The sequence below is a fragment of the Rhodococcus sp. 66b genome, assembly GCF_002076325.1.
GTDB classification, from domain to species: Bacteria; Actinomycetota; Actinomycetes; order Mycobacteriales; family Mycobacteriaceae; genus Rhodococcus_F; species Rhodococcus_F erythropolis.
In genome coordinates, this window is sequence record NZ_MUZB01000003.1 from 385,655 (window position 1) to 398,250 (window position 12,596).

Annotated in this window: 13 protein-coding genes; 7 read left to right on the plus strand and 6 right to left on the minus strand. The window is 62.7% G+C overall.

Annotated elements, in window-relative coordinates:
* The first annotated feature begins 6 nt into the window (after positions 1 to 6).
* Together lpdA and B0E55_RS07515 are read left to right on the plus strand one after the other, a co-directional pair.
* The gene (gene lpdA / locus B0E55_RS07510) at positions 7 to 1,416 is read left to right on the plus strand and encodes a dihydrolipoyl dehydrogenase (protein ID WP_198538401.1); all 1,410 of its coding nucleotides are present in this window, start codon (positions 7 to 9) and stop codon (positions 1,414 to 1,416) included.
* A 24-nt stretch (positions 1,417 to 1,440) separates the two neighbouring features.
* Complete coding sequence (locus B0E55_RS07515; RefSeq protein ID WP_069146759.1) at positions 1,441 to 2,547, plus strand: Glu/Leu/Phe/Val dehydrogenase family protein; 1,107 nt, start codon at positions 1,441 to 1,443, stop codon at positions 2,545 to 2,547.
* Here B0E55_RS07515 and B0E55_RS07520 read toward each other — a convergent pair.
* From B0E55_RS07520 to B0E55_RS07535, 4 genes are all read right to left on the minus strand, one after another.
* Positions 2,476 to 3,384 (minus strand): TIGR04222 domain-containing membrane protein, encoded by a 909-nt coding sequence (locus tag B0E55_RS07520; protein WP_080909395.1) that lies wholly within the window; start codon positions 3,382 to 3,384, stop codon positions 2,476 to 2,478. The two genes, B0E55_RS07515 and B0E55_RS07520, sit on opposite strands and share 72 nt — an antisense overlap.
* Positions 3,381 to 4,367, minus strand: coding sequence for a TIGR04222 domain-containing membrane protein (locus tag B0E55_RS07525; protein ID WP_225989606.1), 987 nt, complete (start codon positions 4,365 to 4,367; stop codon positions 3,381 to 3,383). Before B0E55_RS07525 ends, B0E55_RS07520 begins: the two co-directional genes overlap by 4 nt.
* Positions 4,301 to 5,080: a TIGR04222 domain-containing membrane protein gene (locus B0E55_RS07530; RefSeq protein ID WP_060938774.1), complete on the minus strand. Its 780-nt coding sequence runs from the start codon at positions 5,078 to 5,080 to the stop codon at positions 4,301 to 4,303. Before B0E55_RS07530 ends, B0E55_RS07525 begins: the two co-directional genes overlap by 67 nt.
* Before the next feature lie 139 nt (positions 5,081 to 5,219).
* Positions 5,220 to 5,897 (minus strand): SDR family oxidoreductase, encoded by a 678-nt coding sequence (locus B0E55_RS07535; RefSeq protein WP_070796666.1) that lies wholly within the window; start codon positions 5,895 to 5,897, stop codon positions 5,220 to 5,222.
* Between the two features lie 77 nt (positions 5,898 to 5,974).
* Here B0E55_RS07535 and B0E55_RS07540 point away from each other — a divergent pair, with 77 nt between their 5' ends.
* The 4 genes from B0E55_RS07540 to B0E55_RS07555 all read left to right on the plus strand — a co-directional run bounded on the left by B0E55_RS07540 (position 5,975) and on the right by B0E55_RS07555 (position 10,193).
* On the plus strand, positions 5,975 to 6,901 hold the full coding sequence (locus B0E55_RS07540) for a metal ABC transporter substrate-binding protein (protein ID WP_029256784.1): 927 nt from the start codon (positions 5,975 to 5,977) through the stop codon (positions 6,899 to 6,901).
* A complete protein-coding gene (locus tag B0E55_RS07545; protein WP_019746157.1) occupies positions 6,898 to 7,629 on the plus strand; it encodes a metal ABC transporter ATP-binding protein in 732 nt (243 codons plus the stop codon). Before B0E55_RS07540 ends, B0E55_RS07545 begins: the two co-directional genes overlap by 4 nt.
* Positions 7,630 to 7,632: 3 nt before the next feature.
* Positions 7,633 to 8,511 (plus strand): metal ABC transporter permease, encoded by an 879-nt coding sequence (locus B0E55_RS07550; protein ID WP_020909820.1) that lies wholly within the window; start codon positions 7,633 to 7,635, stop codon positions 8,509 to 8,511.
* A gap of 149 nt (positions 8,512 to 8,660) precedes the next feature.
* Positions 8,661 to 10,193 (plus strand): GGDEF domain-containing protein, encoded by a 1,533-nt coding sequence (locus B0E55_RS07555; RefSeq protein WP_080909438.1) that lies wholly within the window; start codon positions 8,661 to 8,663, stop codon positions 10,191 to 10,193.
* Here B0E55_RS07555 and B0E55_RS07560 read toward each other — a convergent pair.
* Entirely contained in the window at positions 10,190 to 10,942 is a 753-nt protein-coding gene (locus B0E55_RS07560; protein ID WP_021332577.1) for a cyclase family protein, read from the minus strand. The two genes, B0E55_RS07555 and B0E55_RS07560, sit on opposite strands and share 4 nt — an antisense overlap.
* Positions 10,943 to 11,086: 144 nt before the next feature.
* On the minus strand, positions 11,087 to 11,497 hold the full coding sequence (locus B0E55_RS07565) for a TIGR03668 family PPOX class F420-dependent oxidoreductase (RefSeq protein WP_020971441.1): 411 nt from the start codon (positions 11,495 to 11,497) through the stop codon (positions 11,087 to 11,089).
* Positions 11,498 to 11,557: 60 nt separating this feature from the next.
* On the opposite strand from B0E55_RS07565, the gene B0E55_RS07570 reads away from it, so the two are divergent.
* Complete coding sequence (locus B0E55_RS07570; protein WP_019746152.1) at positions 11,558 to 12,559, plus strand: PHP domain-containing protein; 1,002 nt, start codon at positions 11,558 to 11,560, stop codon at positions 12,557 to 12,559.
* Positions 12,560 to 12,596 lie beyond the last annotated feature (37 nt).

Here is a 12,596-nt window from a genome sequence, read left to right on the forward strand (position 1 = left end):
CCTCCGATGACCAAGCCTCCGATGACCAAGGCTCCGATGACAACTGCAGAACAGCACATTGATGTCGTGATCCTCGGTGGAGGATCGGGCGGCTATGCCTGCGCCATCCGCGCCGCCCAACTCGGATTGTCGGTCACGCTGATCGAGGCGGACAAGGTCGGCGGAACGTGCCTGCACCGCGGATGCATCCCGACCAAGGCGCTGCTGCATTCCGCCGAGGTCGCCGATTCGGCACGCACCAGTGAGCAATTCGGAGTCCGAGCATCTTTTGACGGCATCGACGTCGCGCAGGTGCACGACTACAAAAACGGGACAGTCGAGCGGCTGTACAGCGGTCTGCAAGGTTTGTTGGCGCAACACAAGATCACTATCGTCAACGGATACGGAACGTACGTCGGTGGGCGAAGCATCGACGTCGACGGAACCCGCTATACCGGAACATCACTCGTTCTGGCCACCGGTTCGTATCCGCGGGAACTGCCCGGCATAGAACTCGGCCGCCGGATCCTCACCAGTGACCAGGCGCTCGAACTCGACCGGGTGCCCACCAGCGCGACAGTGCTCGGTGGCGGTGTCATCGGCGTCGAGTTCGCGAGCCTCTGGCGCTCGTTCGGCGCCGAAGTCACGATCGTCGAGGCACTCCCGCGACTGATCGCCGCGGAGGACCCGTGGTCGTCGAAGCAGCTGGAGCGGGCTTACCGGAAACGCGGAATCGTCTGTAAGACAGACACAAAGATCGTTTCCGCGAAAGAAGCAGCCGATTCGGTCCGCGTCGAACTAGGCGACGGAACGATATCCGATACCGAACTACTGTTGGTCGCCGTCGGCCGCGGACCCCGCACGGACGGTAACGGTTTCGAAGAAAACGGAATCAGCCTCGACAAGGGTTTTGTCGTTACCGACGAACGCCTCCGTACGTCCGTGGACGGTGTGTACGCGGTCGGCGACATCGTGCCCGGTCTTGCGTTGGCGCACCGAGGTTTCCAACAAGGAAACTTTGTGGCTGAACAGATCGCCGGGAAGGATCCGATACCGGTCGCCGAACACTTGATTCCTCGCGTGACGTACTCACATCCCGAAGTTGCATCAGTCGGACTCGGCGAAGAGGCGGCGCGCACGCAGTACGGCGACATCTCCACCGTCGTCTACGACCTGGCGGGTAACGGCAAGAGTCAGATCCTGCGAACCACCGGGGGAATCAAAGTGATTCGCAGCGGAACCAGAGGTCCCGTCGTCGGCGTCCACCTGGTAGGCGACCGGGTTGGTGAACTGATCGGTGAGGCGCAGTTGGCCGTCGCCTGGGAAGCACTTCCCGATGAGGTGGGGCGTTTCATCCACGCACACCCCAGCCAGAACGAGGCGTTGGGCGAGGCCATGCTCGCACTCGCGGGAACACCACTGCACGCGCACAGCTGAACCATGACCAGAAGAGGATCTGCAATGAGCATCGACGACGAACTGCGCTGGGACGGTGAACTGACCGTCACCCGACATGATCGGGAGACCGGCACGACCTTTGTGATCCGAATCGACTCCACCCGTTTGGGACCGGCGTCGGGTGGCACGCGGGCGGCGCATTACCCCTCGATCGGTCACGCGCTGGCGGACGCCGGGAAGTTGTCCGGCGCAATGACTTTGAAGATGGCGGTCTCCGACCTGCCGATGGGTGGCGGGAAGTCGGTGATAGCACTGCCCGCACCGCGCAATCGGATCGACTCGGCGACTTGGTCTCGTATCCTCGACATTCACGCGGAGAACATCGACAAGCTCGAGGGAAACTACTGGACCGGTCCTGACGTCAACACCAACTCTTCCGACATGGATCAGCTCAGTCGCACCACCAAGTACGTCTTCGGGCGTTCGGTCGACAACGGTGGCGCCGGTTCCAGCGCGCACGCCACGGCTCTGGGCGTGTTCGAAGCGATGAAGGCCACGGCGCGTCGTCGTGGACTCGGAACACTCGACGGCCGAAAGGTGCTGGTTCAGGGGCTCGGCGCCGTCGGCGGAGATGTTGTGCGTCTCGCGGCGCAGGCTGGGGCACGCCTGCTTGTTGCCGATACGGACCCGCAGCGCCTCGAGGCGGCTTCTCTTGCGGGGCACACGATCGTTCCTGCGGACGAGGTACTTCGAACGTCGTGTGACCTCTTTGCTCCCTGTGCGATGGGAGGCATCATCGATTCCGCTGCTGCTGCGTCGATTCCGACTCTGGCCGTGGCAGGCGCAGCAAACAACATCTTGACCGATGCCGCTGCGGGCGAGGTTCTGCGGAGCCGCGGGGTTCTCTGTGCCCCTGATTTCGTCGCGAACGCAGGCGGAGCCTTTCACCTCGTGGGGCGAGAAGTCCTGGGGTGGAACGAAGACGATGTCGTCGAACGAACCCGAGGGATCGGTCGAACTCTGGACGAGGTGTATTCGTTGAGCGAGGAACGTGGCATCACTACCGAGGCCGCAGCGCTTCTGCTCGCCCGGACGCGGCTATCCCCCGCATCCACCACCGCCGCCGCCACATCCGCCACCCCCACTGCAGCTGCCGCCTCCCCCGTCTGAACCGCCACCGTCCGAACCCCCGCTACTTCCGCTGCCGTCGGCACCGATTCCGGCGGCGGAGGCCAAGGCGGGATTGATCATCAGCATCGCCGAACCGGCGAAGAGAGCGGCGGACATCCCCGCCAAGCGTGGGCCGTAGGCGGAGAAGGCAGGCTTGTTGCGCGGGGACAGGTAGGCGTGTGCCGTGGTCAGTTCCGAACGTGCCGCACTGCCCGAGGTGGTGCGATCGAAGTTGAGCCCGAGCAGCGGGATGCTGAACCCGGTGACGAGTACGGCGAGAATCAGAAACTCGACGGGCTTGTCGTTGTGCAGTCCGAAAGCAACGCGGACGATACCCACGGCCACCAGGATCTTCAACGGAACTGTGGAGAGAAAGATTAAACGCCTGGTGCTGTCGGAGGTCAGGTATCCCCGGTCCGCCAAAGAGTTTCGTAGGCGAGCTGTTTCCACCGTCATGCGCTCGGCGAGTTGCCGCCGACGATGGGGTAGAGCCTGCTGGGCCAGGCGCTGGTACACGGTGAGGGTGTACCAGTCCAGGGTTTCGTCGCCAGGGCCCAACGGGCGCAGGACAGCGCCGTCGGTGGTGATCAGATCAGCGCTACGCAGGATTGCCAACGATGCTGCGATGGCGCGTGACTCGCCGGTGAGCATTCCGACTTCCGGAGGCGTCAGTTGCTCGGCGGAATACCCGTGCTCGGTTGAGTACCCGTGCCGGCGTGCCCGGATCATCAGACGCCACCCCAGAGTGAGAACCATGAGCGTGGCCGATACGGCTATGTAGCCGTAGAGGAAATCCTCGCTGGGGATCCCCCACGTGTCGGCTGCATGCGTGCTCATCCCCCACACCCCCCGCCGCCGCAACTGCTACCGCTGCCGCCACCGCCGTCCGAGCCGGACGATCCGGATGAGGAGCCACAACTGTAGTAGCTCGAACCCCCGCCACCCGGGCTGTACGCGGCGCCCGCAGCCACTGCTCCCGCCAGCGCGGGATCGATCAGAACCAGAGCTCCCGAACCGAAGAGCGCCGCCGAGAGCCCGGCGAGCGAGGGACCGTAGCTCGTGTACGCGGGCCGCAGTTTCGGTGAGAGGTACGAGTTTTCGTGCTTGAGGCGTCGAAGCTCGCTGTCGCCCAAAGCTGTCCGACGACGCTTGATGCGGAGAAGTGGAATCATCAGCGCGAGAACGATGATGGTGAGGAGCAGAAACCCGACCGGCTTACCGCCGGCGATGCCGGCGACGAGACGGACTACGCCGAGACCAATTACCGCCAGGATCGGAACGGTCCGAAAGGCAGCAGTCAGCCCGTCCTGCGGGCGTTGCAAGTATCCCTCGTCGATCAGCGTCGTACGTAGTTGTGCGAGTGCGACGTTCAGCCGTCCCATCAGACGCACCTGCCGCAGCGGGACCTTTCCGTTGCCGAGTCGCTTGTGCACGGTACGGGTGAACCAGTCGAGACGACTCTTGTCCTCCGCAGTGAGTGCCAGCTTGGTCTTTCCTTCGGTGCTGATCAGTTCGGCGCTGCGCAGAATAGCCATCGACGCCAGAACGGCCTGGTAGTCACTGGTCAAGGCGCCGATCTCGGGAGGAGTGAGCGGCCGACGGACCGAGTCGACGACCACGGGCGACCGGCGCGCAGTCATTCGGCTGTACAGCGAGAGTCCGATCGCGACGGCAGCCGCCACCAGGTACCACTGAAGGAAAGTCTGGCTGGGGATCCCCCACGTGTCGGCTGAGTAGTAGTTGTTCACCGCACTCACCCCCCACAGCTCACGGTGCTCGAGAAGGTCGAGCAACTGGACGGTGAAGACCCGCCGCCGCATCCGGGTGCCCAACCGCCGTCGCGACCCGGACCGAAGAGTGCCGCGGCAATACCCGCCGACGTCGCCCCGTAGGTAGCAAACGACGGTTGGAAATTCGGTGTGAGGTAGGAGTATTCGTCCTTCAGGCGACTCAATTCGACCTGGCCGAAACGAGTGCGTCGGCTCAGGCGGAGAAGGGTTACGACTATCAGGGCGAGGCAGACGACAACGAGCGGAAGGTATCCCACCGGGTTCTCGTTCACGACAGTGAATCCGGTCCTGATCGTGCCGACCACGGCGACGATAACGACCGGTACCACGGACAATCGCGTCAAAGTGTGTTCACGATTGCCGTTCAGGTAGCCGGCCTGCACCAGGTCACTACGAAGCTCCAACAGGGGCAGCGGAAGTGTCGGCACGAGCCGGGAGGGCACGGCAGTTCCACCGGCGTCGTCGATCCGCTGGCGGACGATGCGGGTGAAGCGGTCATGCTGACCCTGGCCGGCAGAATATGCAGCACTCTCGAGTTCTGCCACGGCAGCGCGTACCGCACGCTCGTCGCTGGTCAGTACACCCATCTCCGGTGGTGTGAGTGTGCGCAATGCAGGTGTGGGCTTGCGCATGGCGACGCCTCTGATCACAAGTGCGATCACCACCGCTCCGGTGGCAGCGGCGACGTACCACCCGAGGAAAGCCTCGGTGGAAATTCCCCACGTATTCGTATGATCATGCATCGCACACCACCTCTCGATGAACTCCTGAGAACCAGTCCAGTCTCTTTGTCCGACAACTGATGTCAGTATCGGGCCAGTACCGGGAAAAGCGATATCCGGGTGGCCATCGTCATCATTCCGTTACCGGCGAACTGGGGATTTACCGGCCGGTAGGTCGAAGCACGATCTCCGTGGGGTGTGCGTCGGACGGTGTTTCGACGGCAGTGAGTACGGCACGCGCCACAGTGGAGGCCTTCAGGAAGCGTTCCGGGTCGTACTCGTCGCCCTCGCCGGCGACGATGTCGCGCTGCATGTCGGTGTCGATCCGACCGGGGTGAATGGAGGTGACCCGCAAGGACGGCTCTTCCAGGCGCAGTGCGTCTCCGAAAGCGCGCAGGGCGAACTTGCTGGCCGCGTACGAGCCCCAGCCGGCGTTGGCGCGCAGTCCGGCACCCGAATTGATCAGTACGACGTGGCCACCGGCTGCCCTGAGGGCAGGAAGGAGGACACGAGTGAGTTCGGCGACGGCGATGACGTTTGCCTCGAGGGTGCGTCGCCACTGATCGACCGAGGATTCCTCGATGGTTCCGATGTCGGCCACGCCGGCGTTGTGTACCAGCACGTCGAGCGTCGTGATGGACGAGGCGGCGACCGCGACGGCGTCGTAGTCCGTGAGGTCGAGGGGTAGGGGCGTCGATCCGGGTAGTTCCGCGCAGATCGGTTCGAGGGCCTGCGCGGATCGTGCACCGAGCAGCAGGTCGTGTGTCGGCGCCAGTTCGCGTGCGATGGCAGCTCCGAGGCCGCGACTGGAACCGGTGATCAAGGCAGTAGGACGCATGGTCCGAGCCTATCGAGTGTGAATTGTTCGGCTATACGAACTTGTGTATTTGTTTACCCACATATTAGAGTTCGACCATGACGACTCGCGACGCGAAGAACTTCCGCCGCCTGGGAATTGCCGCCCTCGCCGCCCTGCTTCTCTCCAGCTGTTCTGCGGTGAATTCCGGCTCCGACGACGACCGCCCGGTGGTGCTCACCACGTTCACCGTGCTGTCGGACATCGCCCAGAACGTTGCCGGCGATCACCTTCGCGTCGAGTCGATCACCAAGGCAGGGGCAGAAATTCACGGCTACGAGCCGACGCCCGGAGACATTCGGCGGGCGAGCGAAGCCGATCTGATCCTCGACAACGGCATGAACCTCGAGGCGTGGTTCGCGAAATTCGTCAACGGTCTGGACGTGCCACACGTCGTGGTCAGCGACGGCGTCGAAGGCATTCCGATCGCCGGCGACGCCTATGCGGGCAAGCCCAATCCGCATGCATGGATGTCTCCGTTGAATACGCAGATTTACGTCGACAACATGGTGACTGCTTTCAGCGACCTCGACCCGGACAACGCCTCGGCATTTGCGGAGAACGGCGCGAAGTACAAGGCGGAACTGCAAGCAGTTCAGGACGGCCTGGTCAGTGGGCTGGCGGCATTGCCCGCAGGTCAGCGCGCACTCGTCAGTTGCGAGGGTGCGTTCTCCTATCTGGCCAGGGACGCGGGACTCAGCGAGGCCTACATCTGGCCGGTCAATGCCGAGCAGCAGGCGACGCCGCAGCAGATCATCGCCGCGATCGACTTCGTCCGGGCCAATTCCGTTCCCGCCGTCTTCTGCGAGTCGACGGTCTCGGATGCCCCCATGCAGCAGGTTGTCGGGGCGACCGGTGCGAAATTCGGTGGGACGCTGTACGTCGACTCGCTGTCCGAATCCGACGGTCCCGTGCCCACCTACCTGGACATGATTCGCCACGACACCGACGTCATCCTCGGCGGTCTGACCGGTGGTAAATCATGAACGAAGCCATTCGCGTCGAAAACGTCAGTGTTCACTACGGCGAGGTCCACGCACTGGACCATGTCGATCTGACGTTGAATTCCGGAAGCGTCTGCGGATTGATCGGTATGAACGGTTCAGGAAAGTCGACCCTGTTCAAGGTGATCATGGGAATGATCAAGCCGGACAACGGCTCTGTGAGAATCGCCGGTCTCGACGCAGCCGCTGCGCGCAAGAGCGGCCGCGTCGGATACGTGCCGCAGAGTGAAGACGTCGACTGGACCTTCCCGATCAGTGTCCGTGACGTCGTGATGATGGGTAGGTACGGCCACCTCGGGTTCTTGCGACGTCCGCGGCGTGCAGATCGCGAGGCGGTGGCAGAGGCTCTCGAGCGGGTAGAGCTCACAGAATTTGCGGATCGTCAGATCGGTCAGCTCTCGGGTGGTCAGAAGAAGCGCGCGTTCGTCGCACGCGGTATCGCACAGGACGCGTCGATACTGTTGCTGGACGAGCCTTTTGCCGGCGTCGACAAGCGTTCCGAGGCAACGATTTCGACGCTGCTACGAGAGTTGGCTTCCGACGGCCGATCGATCTTGGTCTCGACACATGACCTCCACGCGGTGCCGAAACTCTGCGACGAGGCGGTACTGCTCATGCGCAAGGTTCTGGTGCACGCCGACCCGGACACCGTGCTTCAACCGGAAAACCTCGCCCTGGCTTTCGGTCTCGACGTGATGGACAGGACCTGATCGATGAACCTCGTAGAACTGCTACTTGATCCTCTCCAGTACGGATTCATGGTGCGCGCGTTGGCCGTTGCGGTTGTGGCGGCGGTTGTCTGCGCGGTGCTCAGTTGTTGGTTGGTGCTCATCGGGTGGTCACTGATGGGTGATGCAGTGTCGCACGCTGTCCTGCCCGGTGTTGTCCTCGCCTACGTCGTCGGCGCTCCATTTGCCATCGGGGCCTTGATCTTCGGGCTGATCGCCGTCGCACTGATCGGACTGATCCGTAACACCAGCCGCGTCAAGGAAGACGCCGCGATCGGTATCGTCTTCACGACTCTCTTTGCGTTCGGTTTGGTTCTCATCTCGGTGACCCCCAGCCAGACCGATCTCAACCACATCATTTTCGGCAACCTGCTGGGGGTGAGCTCGTCCGATCTTCTGCAGGTCGCGATACTCGGCGCGTTGGCGTTGAGCATTCTGTTGATCAAGCGTCGCGATCTGACGTTGTTTGCCTTCGACCCGATCCATGCCAACGCGATAGGTCTTTCGCCTAAGCGTCTCGGAGCGCTGCTACTCGGCGTCCTCGCACTCACGTCCGTTGTGGCGCTGCAAGCTGTCGGAGTCGTGCTGGTGGTGGCGATGCTGATCATCCCCGGCGCGACGGCCTACCTTCTCACTGACAAGTTCTCGCGGATGCTGGTGATAGCTCCAGTGGTTTCCGCGATCTGCGCGATTACGGGTATCTACGTCAGCTACTACCTCGACACAGCTTCCGGGGGCATGGTTGTGATGACGCAGGGCATCGTATTCGCCCTGGTGTACCTGTTCAGCCCGTCGCAGGGGGTCATCGCGAAATGGACTTCGCAGCGGCGTAGGACCCGAGCGGAATACAGCGCCGTGGCTTGACGGGCGGTCTTGATCGTTCGTCCAGTTAACAATCCGCTACCAAATCGGGTAGGTTCGTACGGGCATTCGTCACCACAAACATTCCGGCCGCAACGATGCCGGCTGCTAGACAATCGGTGGTGACGCCTTGAACACCGATGGGCCCTTCGATGACGCAGTTCCGAGCACGACGCACGTGGCTGGTTCTCGGCGTCGTTGTTGCGGTCATCGTCCTCGCCGGATCCGGGCTGCTCAGCCCACGAACCGCGGTTCTGGTGGACGATGTCGCACAGCTCGTCGGCGGCGCCACTGCGACTGTGGTGTGCTGGTGGACGTCGCGGCGCCATCACGGAGTCGAGCGTCGTTGGCGAACTCTGATGGCTCTCGGTATGGCCGGCTGGACCCTCGGAATGTTCTTCTGGGCGTTCTACCGCTCGGTTCTCCACGTACCACTTCCGTCGCCGTCGATCGCGGACATCGGTTTCTTCATGTTCCCGGTGTTTGCCGTACCGGCGCTTCTGTCGCTGGTACGTGAGTCTCCCCGGCGTGAGGCGATCGGCCCGATCCATCTCTGGCTCGTGCTGACGCTCGACGGTCTTGTCGTTGTCGGTGGATTGTTCATCCTCACGTGGACGACCGCCCTGGGCGCCGTCGTTCATACCGGTCCGACGGGATCTCTCGGGTTTCTTGTCGCGGTGATGTATCCGATCACCGACTTCGTTCTGATCGCGATGGTCTTGCTGATGGTCATCGGGCCGAAGGCCGTTGCCGAGATCCGCGAACCGCTGACGTTCCTCGGGTGCGGGTTGGTGATGCTCTCCCTTTCGGACAGTTTGTACGCGTACTTGGTCGCGATCGGCGCCGAGAGTATGCCGACCATCGCCGATGCCGGGTTCATCGCGGGGCCGCCTTTGATCGCCTTGGCGGCGCTGACGAAGCGAACCGAGCCTCGGAACCGCGACGCGCCACAGCAGTGGCGAAGTGATCGGACTCAGTTGCTGCTGCCGTATCTGTTGATCGCGGTGATCGCGACGATCGTGACTGTTCAGGCACTGATCGTCGGCAACCTCGATGCCGTGGTCGTGATACTCGGCGTCGGCGTGCTGGTTCTCGCGCTGGTGCGCCAGATACTCACGCTCCTCGAGAACGACGCGCTCCTCCAACAGATCTCCGCTGCGCAGGACGAGCTCCGGTACCGAGCGCATCACGACCCACTCACCGAGCTCGCCAACCGGGCCGCATTCGACGAACACTTCGCGAGCGCCATCGAGAACTATCGCCTCACGAACTCCGATTGGGTGCTGATGCTTGTCGATCTGGACGACTTCAAACAGGTCAACGATCGTTACGGGCACCCGGCCGGTGACCGGTTACTGGTTGCCCTCACGGCGCGTCTGCGCGAAGCGGTTCCCGAGAGTGCATTTGTCGCTCGATTCGGCGGCGACGAATTCACCGTGCTTCTGCAGGGCCCGATCGACGACGCCGTCGTCGTAGCCCGCCGGATCGTCGACGCGCTCAGTTCTGATCAGACTGCAGAAACATCGGTGTCGGTGGGTGCGAGCGTTGGTGTCGCGAAGTTCGAGTTGGCGGACGAGCCGCTGAGTGCACACGCTCTTCTCCGCCGAGCCGATGCGGCGATGTACGAGGCGAAGAGAAGCGGAAAGGGCGCTGTTGTCGTCTACTGCGATCGCCGCGAAGACTAGCGCCGTAAGAGTGCGAAGATCGTTGCCGGTGAACCCGATCCGGCCTTGTTGATCGCGCCACCGACAAGGATGCTCGCCCCGGTGGTTGGCAGGGCGGCAAGATTGTTCAAGTTCTCCAGGCTGATTCGATGCTTGTCGTACAGGAGCGTCGAGACGGGGTAGGTCTCGTCGTTTCCGAGGTCGGGACCGAAGGTGTCGGTTCCCAATGCTCCGCGGGTGCCCAAGCGTCCGGTGTCTATCAGCCACTGCGCCGCGTCCACCGAGAATCCGGGTTGGTGGGTGACACCCTCGGCATCGGCATTGGCATATTCTTCGCTACCCCAGCGCGATTCCCAACCGGTCCAGAGAACTACGGCCGCTCCATCGGGGATCTTGCCGTTGCGCGTTTCCCACTCCTGAAGGTCCGCGACCGTGAGCGCATAGTCCGAATCGGCGGCAGCCTTGTCCCGGATGTCGATCTTCACTGCGGGAAGGAAGAGGTCGGCCGGATCGAGTTGGTCGGCTGTGAGTCCACCTTCCTGAAAGTGCGCGGGTGCGCCCCAATGTGTGCCCGTGTGTTCACCCTCCTTGACGTACTGGAGGTAGTAGCCGTCGTCTGCGATGGTTGCCGCTGTGTCGAGAGTGAACGCGGGATCGCCGGGAAAAATCGGCGTGGTCGCGGGGTCGTTCACGTGGGAGAGCGAAACGACTTGCAACAGCTCATCCAACGGGGTTGTTGCGTCTTGGCTGCTTCCGGAACTGCTACCCATGTCGATCACCTGAGGTCCCGCTACCAGCGCCAGGCCTGTGGCTGCGCGCTGAAGTAACTGTCGTCGTTTCATCGATCCCCCGCCAATTTGCCCGAATTGAGAGTGTTGCAATCACTTTCGCTCCTTGAACACTAGGACAGAACCTTAGGCTGCTGCCGACCATGACGACCACTCCACATCGCGGACGGCTATCACCTGTCCGTGCGGTCGGTGATCTACGTACTGCGGATACTTTGCGGCCAAAGCATCGATTGCGCTCTCGGACTCCTTGGTGCCGGGGCCGAGGACCTCCGCGCGTCCGTCGACGCGGACCCACCAGAGCGCGGACCAGTCGTCGTCGTAATGATCGACGAGCAGGCTCGCACGCCCCGTCTCGGTGATGTTCCGGAGCCTGCGAAGTGCGGTGGTGGTCTTCGGTTTGTGGTCGACGCAGGAATAGACGGTGTCGCCGACCAAAACGAATACCAGCGGCACGATGTGCGGAACGCCGGCCGCATCTGCCGTTGCCAGGTGAGCCACCCGCGCGGCTTCAAATCGTGCTCTCGGGTCGTCCATATTCACAGCGTAAGGGGATCAAGGCTTGCCGCGAGCCGCTGCTGACGGAACAGTGGTCTCATGGAACCGGATGAAGCGCTTCGGGAGATCGCCTACTGGCTCGAACGATCACGCGCTGAAACGCACCGCGTCAAGGCCTATCGCCGAGCTGCGGAGGTCTTTGCTGGATTGTCCGACGAGCAGAAGGAGTCTCGCCGGAAGGCCGACAGTTGGAAGGCTCTCACCGGCATCGGGCCCAAGACGGCAATGATCATCGCCCAGTCGTACGACGGCGTCCCCGAGTATCTCGAGGAACTGCGGGGGCAGGCCGAGCCCATCGGCGACGGCCCATTGCGCCAAGCGCTGCGCGGCGATCTCCACACACACTCCGACTGGTCCGACGGCGGAAGCCCCATCGAAGAGATGATGCGACGCGCAGCAGCACTCGGCCACGACTACTGCGCCCTCACCGATCATTCGCCTCGCCTCACTGTTGCCAACGGGCTGTCCGCGGAGCGCCTACGTTCTCAACTCGACGTGATAGCCGGTTTGAATGCCGAACTGGCTCCCTTCCGCATCCTCACGGGAATCGAGGTGGACATCCTCGAGGACGGTTCACTCGATCAGGATCCCGATCTACTCGACGAACTCGACATCGTGGTAGCGAGCGTGCACTCGAAGCTGCGGTCCGAACGTGAGGCGATGACCCGCAGAATGCTTGCTGCAGTGCGAAATCCGCGTGTCGATATTCTCGGGCATTGCACTGGGCGTCTTGTCGAGGGTGCTCGCGGAACCCGGCCCGAGTCGCAGTTCGATGCGGAGAAAGTGTTCGAGGCTTGCCGAGAATCAGGGACCGCCGTCGAGATCAACTCCCGACCGGAGCGTCGTGACCCGCCTTCGCGTTTGATCGAGTTGGCCCGCGATCTCGATTGTCTTTTCTCCATCGATACCGACGCCCATGCCCCCGGTCAGCTGGCTTGGCAGGGCTACGGCTGTGACCGGGCCGAAAAGTGCGGCGTCGAAGCGGATCGGGTGATCAATACGTGGACCGCCGAAAATCTTCTGGAGTGGGCGGGAAATTGAGAGCATGCCGGAATGGGTCACCGAGGCGGTTGCTCGG